General features: G+C 54.1%; 12 protein-coding genes. 8 read left to right on the top strand and 4 right to left on the bottom strand.

Annotated elements, in window-relative coordinates; all coding sequences use genetic code 11:
• The 5 genes from B157_RS0108670 to B157_RS0108685 all read left to right on the top strand — a co-directional run bounded on the left by B157_RS0108670 (position 1) and on the right by B157_RS0108685 (position 7,223).
• Positions 1-1,509, top strand: a complete 1,509-nt coding sequence (locus B157_RS0108670; RefSeq protein WP_020602955.1) for a DUF1501 domain-containing protein — start codon at positions 1-3, stop codon at positions 1,507-1,509.
• Positions 1,510-1,805: 296 nt separating this feature from the next.
• Positions 1,806-3,362, top strand: a complete 1,557-nt coding sequence (locus B157_RS0108675) for a sulfatase family protein (RefSeq protein ID WP_041951990.1) — start codon at positions 1,806-1,808, stop codon at positions 3,360-3,362.
• The gene (locus tag B157_RS39670) at positions 3,359-3,532 is read left to right on the top strand and encodes a hypothetical protein (protein WP_245565045.1); all 174 of its coding nucleotides are present in this window, start codon (positions 3,359-3,361) and stop codon (positions 3,530-3,532) included. Before B157_RS0108675 ends, B157_RS39670 begins: the two co-directional genes overlap by 4 nt.
• 37 nt (positions 3,533-3,569) lie before the next feature.
• Complete coding sequence (locus B157_RS34800; RefSeq protein ID WP_020602957.1) at positions 3,570-5,516, top strand: sulfatase family protein; 1,947 nt, start codon at positions 3,570-3,572, stop codon at positions 5,514-5,516.
• A gap of 126 nt (positions 5,517-5,642) precedes the next feature.
• Positions 5,643-7,223, top strand: a complete 1,581-nt coding sequence (locus tag B157_RS0108685; protein ID WP_020602958.1) for a sulfatase — start codon at positions 5,643-5,645, stop codon at positions 7,221-7,223.
• Between the two features lie 89 nt (positions 7,224-7,312).
• Here B157_RS0108685 and B157_RS0108690 read toward each other — a convergent pair whose 3' ends face one another.
• Positions 7,313-7,810: a hypothetical protein gene (locus B157_RS0108690; RefSeq protein WP_020602959.1), complete on the bottom strand. Its 498-nt coding sequence runs from the start codon at positions 7,808-7,810 to the stop codon at positions 7,313-7,315.
• 295 nt (positions 7,811-8,105) lie between these two features.
• On the opposite strand from B157_RS0108690, the gene B157_RS0108695 reads away from it, so the two are divergent.
• From B157_RS0108695 to B157_RS0108705, 3 genes are read left to right on the top strand one after another with little or no spacing between them, the layout of a single operon-like run.
• The gene (locus tag B157_RS0108695; protein WP_020602960.1) at positions 8,106-11,273 is read left to right on the top strand and encodes a SusC/RagA family TonB-linked outer membrane protein; all 3,168 of its coding nucleotides are present in this window, start codon (positions 8,106-8,108) and stop codon (positions 11,271-11,273) included.
• Positions 11,274-11,304: 31 nt separating this feature from the next.
• Complete coding sequence (locus B157_RS0108700) at positions 11,305-12,825, top strand: SusD/RagB family nutrient-binding outer membrane lipoprotein (protein ID WP_020602961.1); 1,521 nt, start codon at positions 11,305-11,307, stop codon at positions 12,823-12,825.
• A gap of 51 nt (positions 12,826-12,876) precedes the next feature.
• Positions 12,877-13,638 carry a DUF4397 domain-containing protein gene (locus B157_RS0108705; protein WP_020602962.1) on the top strand — a complete coding sequence of 254 codons (762 nt, stop codon included), beginning with the start codon at positions 12,877-12,879 and terminating at the stop codon, positions 13,636-13,638.
• 75 nt (positions 13,639-13,713) lie between these two features.
• Here the strand turns inward: B157_RS0108705 and B157_RS0108710 are convergent, their stop codons facing one another.
• The 3 genes from B157_RS0108710 to B157_RS0108720 all read right to left on the bottom strand — a co-directional run bounded on the left by B157_RS0108710 (position 13,714) and on the right by B157_RS0108720 (position 15,960).
• A complete protein-coding gene (locus B157_RS0108710; protein ID WP_020602963.1) occupies positions 13,714-14,799 on the bottom strand; it encodes a thioredoxin family protein in 1,086 nt (361 codons plus the stop codon).
• A gap of 176 nt (positions 14,800-14,975) precedes the next feature.
• A complete protein-coding gene (gene gldC, locus B157_RS0108715) occupies positions 14,976-15,317 on the bottom strand; it encodes a gliding motility protein GldC (RefSeq protein WP_020602964.1) in 342 nt (113 codons plus the stop codon).
• 115 nt (positions 15,318-15,432) lie between these two features.
• Positions 15,433-15,960 (bottom strand): 5' nucleotidase, NT5C type, encoded by a 528-nt coding sequence (locus B157_RS0108720; protein WP_020602965.1) that lies wholly within the window; start codon positions 15,958-15,960, stop codon positions 15,433-15,435.
• Between the last annotated feature and the right edge of the window lie 15 nt (positions 15,961-15,975).

The raw sequence follows: 15,975 nt of genomic DNA on the forward strand, positions 1-15,975 counted from the left end.
ATGAAAAAACTCCTTGACGAACTTCAGCAGGCAGCCCTCCAGCGCGAAACGCGTCGGCATTTCCTGCATACCTGCTCCACCGGACTCGGTGCTATGGCACTGGGGTCTTTTCTGGAGAGTTGCGGCTTTGCCGGTGGTGCCTCGGACAAAAAAGCCGTTCAGGCACCTGTAACGGGCAGTTCTGACGAATCGCCGATGGCTGTGCAACCGGCGCAATTTTCGGGTAAAGCCAAGCGGGTGATTTATATTCACATGGCGGGTTCGCCCTCCCAGCTCGAACTGTTCGACTACAAGCCCGAACTGGTCAAGTACAACGGCAAAGACTGTCCGCAGGAACTGCTGACGGGCAAGAAATTCGCGTTTATCCGGGGCGTTCCCAAAATGCTGGGACCGCAGGGCAAGTTTGCCCAACACGGCCAGTCGGGGGCGTGGGTGTCCGATTATTTACCCCATTTGCAGGGGGTAGTCGATGATATCACGTTCCTGAAAGCCATGCACACCGATCAGTTCAACCACGCCCCGGCGCAGTTGCTGATGCACACGGGTTCGGCCCGGCTGGGCAGGCCCAGTATTGGCTCGTGGGTGACGTATGGACTTGGTTCCGAGAATGATAACCTGCCGGGCTACATTGTGCTGGCATCGGGTGGTAAGCAGCCGGATGCCGGTAAATCCGTTTGGGGTAGCGGCTTCCTGCCGTCTGTGTACCAAGGCGTGCAATGCCGTACCGATGGCGACCCAGTGCTGTACGCGTCCGACCCGGCGGGCATGCCCCGCAGTTTGCGCGGCAAGACGATTGAGGCCATATCCGCCATCAATCAGCAGCAGTACAACGACGTGAAAGACCCGGAAATCCTGACCCGGATTGCCCAGTACGAACTGGCTTACCGCATGCAGATGTCGGTGCCGGATTCGATGGACATCAAGAGCGAACCCCAGTACATCCTCGACATGTACGGCGTTGACCCGAACCAGGGGTCGTTCGCCCGGAATTGCCTGCTGGCCCGGCGGCTGGTAGAGCGCGGTGTTCGCTTCGTGCAACTCTTCGACTGGGGTTGGGATACGCACGGCACCAGTGCCGATGGGTCTATCGACGTGGGGCTGCACGATAAGTGCCGCCAGTCGGACCAGGCCGTAGCGGCTCTGCTCAGAGATCTGAAACAGCGCGGGTTGCTGGACGATACGCTGGTGGTATGGGGGGGAGAGTTTGGCCGGACCCCTATGCAGGAAAACCGCGATGGGCAGACGCTGCCGTTCATGGGTCGTGACCATCACCTGGATGCGTTCACGGTCTGGATGGCCGGCGGGGGCGTTAAAAAGGGCTTCTCTTTCGGCGAAACCGATGATATTGGCTACTACGGCGTAAAAGACCAGGTCCATGTGCACGACCTTCAGGCTACCATCCTGCACCTGCTGGGCTTTGACCACGAGAAGTTAACCTACCAGTTTCAGGGTCGCCCGTTCCGATTGACCGACGTAGCCGGAAAAGTAGTGAAGCCAATTCTGGCGTGATAAGATAGGATCCGGCATTCGTAACGGGCTACACGTTGATTGCCTGAATCGGCCTGTGTAGAGACGATTGGTGACCTGTCTATCTGAAATACGGCCTTACCGAACGGATTCAAATCGTTTCTAAAGAATGGTGAGCCGGGAAAATCAACAGTAAATCTGACGGCTAATTCACTCTTTTGGGTAAGTGTGCGCATGACTCAACCGGATGCCGGCAATCACGTCAATCGCTGAACCCGATTAATGAACCAGTTAAACCAGTGCTACTGAAGTCGTATAGCATACGGCCCATTTCCCCCATGAAACAACTACTCTTTTTTGTCGTTATCGCGCTCCTGGGTTGCCAGACGGACCATAATAAAGCCACTGCGCAGTCAAAGAAAATACCTGCTACAACCCCCAACATCCTGATTATCTACGCCGATGACCTGGGCTACGGCGACGTAAGCGCGTATGATCAGGGCACCCTAAAAACGCCTAACATCGACCAGCTTGCCACATCAGGCATTCGGTTTACCAACGGGTATGCCACGTCGGCAACCTGCACTCCCAGCCGATTTGCCCTGCTGACGGGTACGTACCCCTGGCGCAACGAAAACGCCAAAATCCTCCCGGGTGACGCTCCCCTGCTCATCGATACAGCCGCTGTCACCGTGGCCAGTATGCTGAAAAAGCAGGGATACGCTACCGGCGTAGTGGGCAAATGGCACCTCGGCCTGGGCAATGGTAATGTGGACTGGAACAAAGCGATTGCCAAAACACCCAACGACCTGGGTTTCGACGAATCCTACATCATGGCTGCCACCGGCGACCGGGTACCGACGGTGTACGTTGAGAATCGGAAGGTGGCGGGCTTACAGGCCAGTGACCCCCTGTACGTCAGCTACGAAAAGAACTTCCCCGGCCAGCCCACCGCCCTGACCAATCCCGAGCTGATGACCAAAATGAAGTGGCATCATGGCCATAATCAGAGCGTTGTGAACGGCATCCCACGTATTGGCTTCATGAAAGGGGGTAAAACCGCTGTTTGGACCGATGAAACCATGGCCGACGTGTTCCTGAGTAAAGCGGAAGCGTTTATTGACCGGCATAAGAAAAACCCTTTTTTCCTTTACTACGCCCTGCATGAGCCGCACGTACCCCGCGTACCGGGCGAAAAGTTTGCCGGAAAATCGGGACTGGGGCCACGCGGTGATGCCATTCTGGAAGCCGACTGGTGCGTGGGAGAAATCATGAAAAAACTCAAAACTGATGGGTTGCTCGATAATACACTGGTTATTCTTTCGAGTGATAACGGCCCCGTGCTGAACGATGGTTATTACGACGAAGCGGTGGAGAAAAACGGCAAACACACACCCTGGGGAAAGTTTCGGGGTGGTAAGTACAGCTTGTTCGATGCCGGAACCCACGTACCGTTTATTGTTTCGTGGCCGAGCCGCATCAAAAAAGGGGTATCGGATGCGGTAGTCTGTCAGGTGGATCTACTGGCATCACTGGCCGCATTAGTGGGTAGTACCGACAAAACGACAGACAGTGAGAACGTACTCGATGCGTTACTGGGAAAAGCTAAAACCGGCCGGCCGAATCTGGTGCTGGAAGCCTCCGGGCGACTGGCCTTCCGGGCGGGGGAGTGGGCGTTTATCCCGGCCTATCCGGGCAGACCGCTCAATAAGGAGGTCAACATAGAAACTGGCCTGAGTCAGACTCCCCAACTCTACAATCTCCAGACCGACCCCGGTCAGCGTACGAATCTGGCTACGACCAACCCGGATAAATTAGCCGACATGGAAAAACAAATGAAACAGATTGTGGGTGCTGCCTATCAGGCTAAAACGGATGAGTTAAAACTACATTGACCCATAGTGGCTGCTTCGGAATTACGCACGATTCACCAGAGCCTCACGATGAACTCGTTAAACTGAAGGAAAATAATGAGACGCTCACCGTCAACGAAGTATCGCAGGAAGACAGCAGCAATAACAGACGCTACGCTATTGTGTCCCTACGGGACGAGCCAAATGGGTAAACGTATTCTTCTACCGACGCTACGCTGTTTTGTCCCTGTGGGACGCTGGTTACGGAGGTATGTACCTGTGCTCTTTTGCTTTCTGGTCGCACTCGCTGCTTCAGGACAAAGCAAGCCCAACATCCTGTGGCTGACGTTTGAAGATACCTCGCCTGAGTTTATCGGCTGCTACGGCAATAAAGCAGCCAAAACGCCCGTCATGGATATACTAGCCGCCGAAGGCACCCGTTTCACGTCGGCCTATTCGACGGGCAGCGTGTGTTCGCCCAGCCGGAACGCGTTGATTCTGGGCTGCAAAACCTACACCCTCGGCACGGGCAATCACCGGAGCAACTACCCCATTCCCGATACCATGACGGGCTTCCCGAAGTACCTGCGCGATGCGGGGTATTACACGACCAACAACGCTAAAACCGACTATAACACATCGGCAGCCAGTCGCATTATTCAGGAATCATGGGACGAGAGTTCAGGGCAGGCCGGGTGGTGGAAACGCAAAGATGGGCAACCGTTTTTTGCGGTTTTCAACTCCATGTCGAGTCACCAGTCACGGACGATGACCGAGCCGTTTGCCCAGTACAAAAAACAGATTATCGACCAGTTGGCGGAGAGTCAGCAAACCAAAGACGCGGATATTGTAATGCCGCCGTTCTACCGCGATTCGCCGGCCATGCGCAGACAGACGGCCCGGATTTATAACGCCATCACCAAAACCGATACCGAGTTTGGTGAATTGCTGGCACGGCTGGAGAAAGAAGGTCTGCGGGAGAACACCATCATTTTCGTGTTTGCCGACCACGGCGAAGGCATGCCCGATGCCAAAACCAATGGTAAGGGATTAGGCCACCGGGTGCCGTTCATCGTCTGGTTTCCCGAAAAGTACAAACACCTCTCCCCCTGGAAGCAAGGCCCGGCCAGGAGTGGCGGTGCCGTAACCAACGAAAAGATTGATTTCGTGGACCTGGCGCCAACCGTATTGTCATTGGCAGGTGTGGAAATTCCGTCGTACATGCAGGGGCGTAGTCTGATGGGGAAGTTTGGAACGCCGGAACGCCGGACCGCGGAACCACCGTATTTGTTCCTCTCCTCCGACCGCTCCGACGAAAGTTACGACCTGACCCGGACGGTTATCAAAGGTCACTACGCCTACACCCGGATATTCATGCCTTATATACCCGAATTGCGATACCTTCAGTATATGGACATAGGGGAGATTACGCAACACATTCGGAGCGATTTTAAAGACAAAAAGCTAAACAATGTACAGCAGCAAATGGTCCTCCCCCGGCCCGCCGAGTTGCTGTACGACTTGGAGAAAGATCCCTGGGAAATTGATAACCTGGCTCAGAAAAAGGGTTACGAGCCATTGCTAAACGAGTTTAGAACGCAGCTTCGCAGCAACGTACTTAGTCAGCGCGATGTGCTTTTCCTGCCCGAATACGAGATTGCCAATCTGTCTAAAACCACCAACGCCTACACATTCCGGCAACAGGACGCAAACTACCCGATCCGGGACATCTACGAAGTCGCCAGCTTATCGGGTTTCCACGATGCGGCCACGCTCACGAAACAGATCGGCTCACTGAAGAGCGGGAATTCAATGGTGCGTTATTGGGCGTTGATGGGCCTTCGTTCGCAACCTAAACCGGATTTAATGCCGTATCAGGCCCAGCTGACGGCGGCTCTGGCCGATAGCTATCCCCTTAATCAGGTTATCGCTGCGTCAATCCTGAACGGAAATTTTGACGACAACGCGGCTAAAGCAGTTCTGCGGAAACACCTCGATTCAGCCGATGATAACGTGGCCAATGTGGTGATGCAGCAACTCATGTACCAGCCCAACGCCAGCGACTGGGTTGCGGACGTTGAGCAGTTTTATACCCTCAAAAAAACGCTGAAAGCAAAGCCGTACCACGCCTTACTGTCGGCCAGTGTCTTTTTGTACGCCCACGGGGGACGCCTGTTACGAAACGAAACCGAATGACGGATACGGACTGCGTTCAAAGTAATCGGCAAATCCGTTAAATGGCCGCTTGACGTACTGAGTAGAAACTGTTGACTGACTTCTGTAATCCATCGGGAAGTACCCCGCTAATTGATTGAATAAACTATGTTTAAACAGCACACGTTGGCACAAATCAGCCATCGCATCCATCTGGCAGCTATCATCGGATTTCTGTTCACGTTAGTGCTGACCGCTGGGTTCGTTGGTTCGGTTGAGCGTTCCAAACCCGCGAACCCGAACGCGACGGAACGCAGCCCGGCGGGCCGGGCTGCCGGACCACCCAACATCCTGTTCATTCTGGTTGACGACCTGGGCTGGCGGGATATCGGGGCTTTTGGCAGTTCGTTCTACGAAACCCCGAACATCGACGCCCTGACCCAAAAGGGCGTTAAGTTTACCAACGCCTACGCAGCCTGCCCCGTCTGCTCGCCAACCAGGGCCAGCATCATGACCGGCAAGTACCCCGCCCGGATGCATACGACCGACTGGTTTGGTGCCCCGCAGCCCGAAACGGTCGGTAAACACTGGACAAAGAACAAACCACTGCTGCCTGCTCCTTACGAAGAGAACCTGCCACTGAGCGAAATTACCCTGGCCGAAGCGTTAAAGAGCCACGGGTACAGCACCTTTTTCGCGGGGAAGTGGCACCTGGGCGAAACGGCCGACTTCTGGCCCGAAAAACAAGGTTTTGATATCAATAAAGGGGGCTACGAAGCCGGTTCACCGCGCGGAAAAGGCTATTTCGTTCCCTACGCCAATCCCCGCCTGACCGATGGCCCGCCGGGCGAAAACCTCACCAACCGCCTGGCCGACGAGACCGTAGCGTTTATCAACGAACACAAGTCCGGTCCGGGCCGCGTTCGGCCTTTTCTGGCCTACCTTTCTTTTTACGCAGTACATAATCCGCTGGGTGCTCCGCAGGAGCTGGTCGATAAGTACACCGAAAAAAGGAAGAGGCTGGGTCTGGACGATCAGTGGGGTCAAGAAGGAAAGAGCAAAGTCCGGCTTAATCAGTCGCTGCCCGTGTACGCGGCTCTGGTCGAGACGATGGACCGGGCGGTGGGCAAGGTAATAGCTTCGTTAGCGAAAAACGGGGTAGACAGGAACACCATCGTTATTTTCATGTCCGACAACGGGGGCTTGTCAACGGCCGAGGGGCATCCCACCTCGAACCTGCCCCTGCGGGGCGGTAAGGGCTGGCTCTACGAAGGGGGCATCCGGGAGCCGATGGTTATTTACTGGCCGGGCCACGCTTGGCCCGGCGTTACGAAAGCGGGCCGCACCAGTGACCAGGTGGTAACGAGCACCGATTTTTATCCGACCATCCTGGAGATGACGGGGCTGCCTTTGTTACCCGCCCAGCATAGAGATGGCATAAGTATGGTACCCGTCCTGCGCGGCAAAAAAATGCCGCGCGGGCCCGTTTACTGGCATTACCCACACTACGGCAATCAGGGCGGCTCACCCGGTTCGGCGGTGCGGGATGGCGACTGGAAGCTGATCGAATGGTTTGAGGACGGGCGTGGTCTGGAACTCTACAACCTCTCCTCCGACATCGGCGAACAAAAAAATCTGGCCGCAAGTAATCCGGCTAAAGTGCGCGAACTGCACGATAAACTGGTATCCTGGCGGAAGGCAGTCGATGCCCGCCTACCCACAAAGAATCCGGCTGCGGTGGAACCGTAAGGACGGATTCTACGGATGTAGCACAACTCGCAAAAATGGTTGAGCTGTTTAGCACGCTTTTCCGACTGAAAAAACTAAGCTATTGAGCCTTACCGCATACAGGTGACAGACATCGGAGCCAGCAGCCACTCGGTGGGACTAACTGGAATCTGCTGGCTTTTATGATCCCTGAACAGTTCGTTCCAGAAGGCCGATGACTGGTCGTATATGGCGTTAGGAGCACAATTTCCAACACAAGTGAATGCCAGGAGAACGGGGATGGTGAACCAGTGTCCGCCCGTCTTTTCACAATCCCTGCACTGCCAGTACACCTGGCTTTCCCGGATGCTTTTTTCGCCCAGCGCCCGCAGTTCCGGGTGAATATCTCCGTAGAAAGCAACGCTGTCGATAACAGCTTTTTGCCTGACACGAAACCGGTACCAGCCCATTTCGTAGCACCGCACATCCCTTATCCGGCTTCTCAAAGCAAAATCACTTAAATAGTTGCTTGCCGTCTCCAGTTTACCGTTTCGGGGGTTTTTATAATCGAAGAAAATAGTAGTCTGCCCGTACACCTTCCCCGAAATGAGAAGCAGGGCACATAGCACTACTTTGACAATCCCTGTGGCTCACTTAGCTGCATTTATAGAATCCATTAACCTGTCGTTTGTACTAGCTGCAAAAGCAGTTGACAGCCCTCCGTATACGTTGTTATTGCCTGCAACTTAGCGAACTGTATTATTGGCATAATCCTATTTTTTCGGACAGCAAACTATGGTGGCTGGTGTTTCTCTGTGGACATGAAAAATTCTTCATTCTATTTAGCCTATCTTTTTGTTTCTTTGCCGGAATTAATTCGATTTTAATTCACATTCATCACTCACTTACAACCCTTTTCTGCTTATGGGAGCACGTATACGCAGTGCATTTCTTGTACTCCTCACCCTGGCACTATTACCCGACTTGTACGCCCAGGGGCAAGTCATCACGGGCACAGTTACATCGGCCAAAGATGGCAGTGTTTTACCGGGTGCCAACGTCCAGGTCAAAGGCACCAGCCGGGGCACAACCACCGATGGTTCGGGCAACTACAAACTAACCGTTGGGCCTAACGCTACACTCGTCTTTAGCCTGATTGGTATGGTCAGCCAAACGGTTGAGGCTGGTTCGAGAAGTCAGATTAACGTTAGTCTGGCAGAATCAGCTTCCGAACTAAACGAGGTCATCGTAACGGCGCTCGGTATTCGTCAGGAGAAACGGGCATTGGGCTACACCGTAAGCGAAGTAAAAGGGCAGGATATTGTCAATGCCCAGCGCGACAACTTCCTGGTGGGTTTACAGGGGCGCGTGGCGGGTCTGACCATGACCACCACCTCGGGAACACCCGGCTCGTCGGCGTCGATTCAGTTGCGGGGTGCCAGCTCCATTGGGGGCAATAACCAGCCTTTGTTTGTGGTGGACGGTCTGCCCATCGACAACCGTACCTTCAATCAGGGCGCCCTGGTATCCAACCGCCCCAACCGCGACAACGATTACCTGAACCGGGCCGCCGACATTAACCCGAATGATATCGAGAGCATTACGGTACTGAAAGGGCCGGAAGCCGCAGCCCTCTACGGCATCGATGCCTCCTCGGGTGCCATTGTTATCACCACCAAACGGGGTGCCAAAGGGGCCGCCCGCGTCACGTACGACAACCGCTTTCAGAGCACGGAAGTATACCGGTTTCCCGAAGCCCAAACCACCTACGGACGCGGTACCCTGGGGTATCCCAATGCCAATGCCACCACGTATTTTGGCCCCAAATACCCGTCTGATGCCCCTATTTACGACAACGTGCGCAGCTTTTTCCAGAAAGGCTTCACGCAGGTACACAACATCGGTTTCGAGGGGGGCAGCGACGTGGCCACCTACCGGCTTTCGACTAACTACACCAACCAAACGGGCGTTGTGCCTACCACGGGCTACAAACGCCTGTCTGTCCGCCTGACCGGTACGGCCCGCATCAACCCGAAACTGGACGTGATGACCTCGTTCAACTACGTCAATTCGCAGGTAACGAAGGCCATTCGGGGCAATAGTGGATTCCTGATTGGGCTGCTTGCCTGGCCCGCCAACGATGATATTACCAGTTACCTGAATCCGGACGGTACCCGCCGGATTTTACTGGGCAGCATCAACCAGGGAGAGCCTGATAACCCGTTTTTCTCCGTCAACAGAAATAAAAGTGGCGACGTGACGAACCGGACCATCGCCAACTTCCAGTTGAATTATAACCCAACGCCCTGGCTGAATCTGGTTGGTCGTTTTGGTGCCGATTTGTATTCTACACAGAGCAATCTGTTCCTGAATCCGGAATCGTGGCAGGGAACGGACGTAACCCTGGGTGGTTTTTCAACGAGAGGATCGGTGGAGAATGCCCTGGAAAACAGCCAGTTGCTCAACGGAAACTTCCTGGCTACGGTGAAGAAAAACTTTGGCAAACTGAGCACCTCGCTGTTGATGGGTACTACCATCGACGACCGAAACTATAAGGTAACGACGGCCTACGGCGAACGGCTGTACCTGCCCGATTTCAACTCGACCAACAACACGGACCCGACCACGCAGCGCAACAAATACACTCAAACGCAGCAGCGGCTACAGAGTGTACTGGGTAGCCTGACGCTGAACTACGATGAGTTGCTGATTCTGACCCTGACCGGCCGGAATGACTGGTCGAGTACCCTGCCGGCTGCCAACCGGAGCTTCTTCTACCCGGCGGCTTCGCTGGCGTTCAACTTCTCCGACTTGCCCGCGTTCAAAAATCGGGGCAACACGTTCTACTACGGTAAACTACGGGCCAGCTACGGCCAGACCGGCCGGGATGCGCCCCCGTATAAAGTGGCCGCCACGCTGGTTCCCCAGACGACTACCGGTGGCGGTTTCGCGTATGACTTCTACGGGAGCAATTCAGACCTGAAACCAGAGCGCGGAGAGAGTTACGAGCTGGGTACCGAACTGATGTTTTACGGCGGACGCCTGGGTCTCGACTTTGCCTATTATAACAAGACACTGTCGCAGCAGATTGTTACGCAGCGACTCAGCTACGGAACGGGCTACATCTTCGGGCTGCTCAACGGCGGCACGTTCAACAACCGGGGGGTCGAGATTCAGTTGAAAGGTACGCCCGTCAAAAAGGCTGATTTTGGCTGGGATGTTATCCTGAACTTCTCAAAACTGGCTACGGACGTTAAGAATCTGCCCGCCGACGTACCGGAATATTACAATTCAGATACCTGGCTGTATAACAACGCCCGCTCCAGTGCGTTCGTGAACAACCTGCCGTCTTATTTCCCCAGCGACAACCCGGCCTACCGCAGCTATAACTTCGATTATTATCAGCGCGGTAGTGGCTCGGCTACGGCCATTGGGGGGTACAGTTACGCCCGGAATAAAGCCGGTGATATCCTGGTTAACCCAACGAACGGACTGCCCATTACAAACAATACCTTCCTGCCCATTGGCGACCGGAATCCGGACTTCACCATTGGCCTGACGAACTCGTTCCGATATAAATCCCTGAGTCTATCGTTCCTGCTCGACATCCGCAAAGGGGGCGACGTGTTCAACGGCACGGCCATGTACCTCTGGCGCACCGGCCTGAGCAAGCGCACCCTCGACCGCGATGTACCCGTTACGTTCAAGGGCGTTTTGCGCGATGGCAAAGAAGATACCGGCACCCCAACGCCGAACACCATTCAGGTGGTACCCGCGCTGCGCTCAACGGATTATTACAATTCCATTCCGGAGTCGGAGTTTGTGGAGCGGGACATCAACTGGCTACGATTGCGCGACGTGACCATTAGCTACGTGATTCCAACGGCCCTGCTGACCCGGACGAAGGTGTTCAAGCAGGCCAGTGTCTTTTTGAACGGCACCGACCTGTTTCTGTGGACCAATTACACCGGGGCCGACCCGAACGTAAACGGCACTACGGCAACATCGGGTGGTGTTGGCGCGGGCGGCATCGACTTCGGCACGCTATCCGTCCCCCGCGGCCTATCCGCCGGTATACGTCTTGGATTCTAATCGGACCTCTTACATCTTATCACATACATCAATGAAACGTTTTACACTCGTCGCCCTGCTAATCAGTCTGATGACGCTGAGCAGCTGCGATAACTACCTCAATATAAACCGGGATCCCTCGAACCCACAGGTGGCGGAAGGGTATGTACTGTTGCCCCCCATGTTTGCCCAGATGGCCTTTGGCGAGCAGTTCGATTCCCGCTTTATCGGCAAATACGTTCAGAACTGGGGCGATGCCTCGGTCAATAACAACTGGGACCGCATGGGCTACGATGCCGGTTCCGACAATGCCGGGTTAATCTGGCGGGTACACTACTGGAACCTCGGCGAAAACATCCGGCTTGTGCTCGACGATGCAGCTGCCAAGCAGAAGTGGGATTATAGTGGCGTAGCCAAAGCGATATTCGCCTGGAGCTGGCAAACGACTACCGACTACCACGGCGAAATAATCCTAAAAGAAGCCTTCGAGCCAAACCGCTATGTGTTCGATTATGATACGCAGGAAGAAGTGTACGCCTACGTCCAGAAACTGACGAACGATGCCATCACGGACCTGAACCGCACCGATGGTAACGTATCGCAGGCATCGCTGGCGCGGGGTGACCTGGTTTACGGGGGCGACCGCAGCAAATGGATTAAGTTCGCCTACGGTGTGCTGGCCCGGAATGCCAACCACATCAGCAACAAGGCGAGCTACAAACCCGATGTGGTGATTGATTACTGCAACAAATCGCTGGCGAGTAATGCCGACAATTTCAACGTGCCTTTCACGGCTGGTGGCAACTCGGCCCTGATGAATTTCTTCGGCACTACCCGGAGCAACATCGGTACCTATCGCCAAACAGATTTTCTGGTCAGTTTGCTGGATGGCCGGGTCTTTAACGGGGTAACCGACCCCCGTTTACCGATTCTGGCTACGGCTTCGCCCGACGGCGTTTATCGCGGTGTTACGCCTACGCAGGGCGATCCGAACAACGTGAACGGAAACACGAAACGGGTTCCTACATTCTGGGGTGAATTACCGAACCTGGTATCCAGCACCTCACCGGGTAAGTACATTTACAAAGATGGCGCCCCTTTCGCCATCCTGACCTACGCTGAAATTCAGTTCATCAAAGCCGAAGCGGCCTTCATTAAAGGCGACAAAGCAACGGCTCTGAGTGCGTATCAGGCGGGTATCGGAGCGGCCCTCGATTACGCGGGCATAGCATCGGCCGACAAAGCAAAGTATCTGGCCAGTGCGGCCGTAGCGCAGTCGGGCGGCACGCTGAAAATCAGCGACATTATGATGCAGAAATACCTCGCGCTGGCGGGTCACGGTATCATTGAAAGCTGGGTGGATTTGCGCCGGTACCACTACGACCCTACGGTGTACGTTGGTTTCACGCCCCCACCCACCAACAACCTCTTCCCCGACAACAACGGAAAACTGGCCTATCGGGTACGTCCGCGCTATAACTCCGAATACGTCTGGAACCGGGCATCACTGGATAAATACGGCGGCAACGCGTTGGATTATCACACGATGGAGCCCTGGTTCAGTCAGAAGTAAGCGAACGAAAGCCCTTCATGGGGCCTGTCAACCTATCAACTCATTCATCCAATGAATTATAAACCAACAGCATTCCTGCTCCTCATCAGTACTCTTTTCCTGTGGTCATGCGGGGATACGGCCGACTTCCGGAACTCGGTGGTGCCCGCTACGGGAGCGCGGGTCAAGTTTTACCACGCAGCCCCCGACGCAGCCGGTATTGACATCTACGTGAACGACCAGAAGTTTTCGGGAGTCAACACCGTTCCACCAGCGGTACCCGCCCTACTGACGTACTTCAACTCGTTCCCGAATCAGGACTACGCCCTTGTAACACCGGGTACGGCTAAGGTGAAAGTAGTAACACCGGCCAGCACTACAGTAACCACCGATGCCACCCTGGCGACTGCCGATTTGACTACGCAGGCCGATACGTACTATTCGGTGTTCCTGTATGGCACGGCACCAACGTACAACACCCTGACACTGACCGATAACCTGACCGTTCAGGACCCGGCACAGGCATATGTACGCCTGGTAAACCTCGTATCGGGCGCAGATGCCGCTGCTACCTACGATTTGGTCGTTAATGGTACGGTGGTTGCATCAGGCATTGCTCCATTGAAAGGAGCAGCTACGTTCTTTCCCATACCCGCCATTGCCTACGCGACGACGGCGGTACCAGTTCAGATTAGACCTACTGGTGCATCAACCGTCCTTGCATCAACTACGCTGCAACCGTATGCCAGTCGGTTCTATACGTTAGTGGCACGGGGTATAGTGGGCGGTACCACTACCAAAGCGGTTATTCTGTCGGTTTCCACCAATAGGTAAAGACAGCAACTACCGAATAAAAAACGGGGTGCCACTTTCTGAAAGTGGCACCCCGTTTTATGTGTGTATGTTTTTCTACTTAGCCCGGCGATTAGCCGCAGCCAGTTCGGCACGGAGTTCGGCCTGCTCCTTGGCACTTGGATTGGCGGCAAGCCCCTGATTAATCCATTTCGTAACCGTTGGTACGTCCTTACTGTCAGGGCTGAACCGGTTGAACAAGCGGGCAATGTAAATGTATTCCGGCACCGTCAGCTTGTTGGAGTTAACCTGATTATCCATCCGCTCGACCGCTTTAGCCGTTTGACCCGCTTTGAAATACGCATTTACTTCGGGCAGCAGGGTACGATTAGCCGCCACTTTGGGGTCAATACCAATCTTTACCAGCCCCTGCCGGATCTGCATAATTTTATCAATCGGATACTTAGCCCCCCGCCCGCTGAACAGCGACGACATCAGGATATTTTCGGCCACATCCTGAGCCTCTTTAGCCCCGTATGCTTTACGGTAGGTATCCATGTGCCCCATCATGTACTGAAACATCGGGTTTTCGTAATCCAGTACCAGTTTTTGCAGAGCCAGCCAGTTAGTCTGATTGGCGTAGGAAGCGGTTGGTTGTTGTTTGGCGTACTCGTTCATGGCCGCTATGTTCGCCAGGGTATCTTTGGTTACCCGACTATACATAGCGTAATCGATCAGAAAATTAGCGGAGCGTTCACCCTGCTGATACCGCGACTTCATGGTTTGGCTGCGAGCCTTCGGGTTCAGCGCGTTTGTCCCATGCCGGATAACCTCATCGGTGGAGTTGTTACTCATGGCAAAATGGATCAGGTTCTGCTGTGGGTCGAAATACAGGAACAGCGGCAACGAAGGCACGAACAATCGGCGACTGTCCAGAAAAGCACGGGTGGAGGGCTGGTTGATATCCAGCTTGGTGCTGATAAACTTACTGTTATAAAAAGCGCCAACCCGACTATCGGCAAGGGTCGGTATAAAACTCTGGCACGTGTGGCAGGTAGGCGAATAAATTTCAACAAATACGGGCTTTCCGGTCCTGCGCGCATCCTGAAACACGTTTGCAATGGGTGATGCACTAAACTGAATGCCTTTTTGCCCAAAGGCAATGTTGGCCACGAAGAGTAGCAGTAGCAGACTTTTTTTCATGAAGAATGGAGAATCGTTCGTAAACAGGTACTAACAAATTAACGACCAATGTGCGAGGGTCGTACTTGAGAAGCGGGATAAGTGAAAGAAGTTGAATTCCAGAACGTCGTAACTGGCTGACGACAGCCGGAATGTTGCGTCAGCCAGTTACGACGTTCTGGGCATCCTTCTACCGTTTACTTCTGCTGTTTTATTTCTTCTTCCAGCCGTTTGCTCAGTACCTGGCAGGTCTTTTCGATATCATCGGCCATGCGCTGATCGCCGGTGGCACTCACGGCCGTATCGGCAATGCCGCTCATGATCTCAATCAGGAAGCGTTTCATATCGACTACTTCCATCTCCTTGGTCCACAGGTCAATTTTGAGGGTGCTGTTGTGGTAATGATCCCATATAGAAATGGCGAAGGCGCGGGTATCGCTGAGTCCCTCGTTGGGGTTGTCGGTGGCTTCCCAGTAGATTTTTTCGGGAACGTTCTGATTATCTAACTCAACCGAAAAGTGAATGTCTGACTTTTTCATGGGGCAAAAGTACGGAACGGGGCGCGGAAATAGCAGCGATGGGTGTAGAACAAGTTTGTATCAGCCACCGGTTTTAACTGTTGGTTGATACAGATACCGAATGCTACACAACGTGTTACAATAACGCCTGCGCCACGGCCTCCCACGATTTTACGCGCCGGAACTCCCGGTCGTCCCGGTTGTGCAGGGCATCGAAGAGTAATCCTTCCCCCTGAAACGTGCGGAGATTCCGGGGCAGATCGTCGATCAGAAAATCCGTATTGAGCACGCTCTTGTCACCCATAAAAATGTAATTCCGCCACGAGATGGCCGGAAAAAACTCCTGGAGCCAGTCCCATTTTTCGCGCAGTGAGTTGGGAAATTCCTGCGCGGCCGATGCAATGTAAACGTCATACGTCTGCATCAGGTCGGCAATTACGTCCTGCGCTCCTTCCATAACGGGAATATCCCGGAAGAAACCCGGCTCATACACCCGTTGGGAGATGGCCTGATACTCATCCTCGTCAAACAATTCGTGGAACGATTTTTCCCTGAGTTCTTCCAGCGAGTAGCGGGGCATCTCGCCTTCCAGATAAAGCCGGATAAATTTACTGTGGGTATCGGCCATGACATCGTCCATGTCGATAGCAATGCGTTGTTTCATAGGTTGTCGAAACCA

This window comes from Spirosoma spitsbergense DSM 19989, from assembly GCF_000374085.1.
GTDB classification, from domain to species: Bacteria; Bacteroidota; Bacteroidia; order Cytophagales; family Spirosomataceae; genus Spirosoma; species Spirosoma spitsbergense.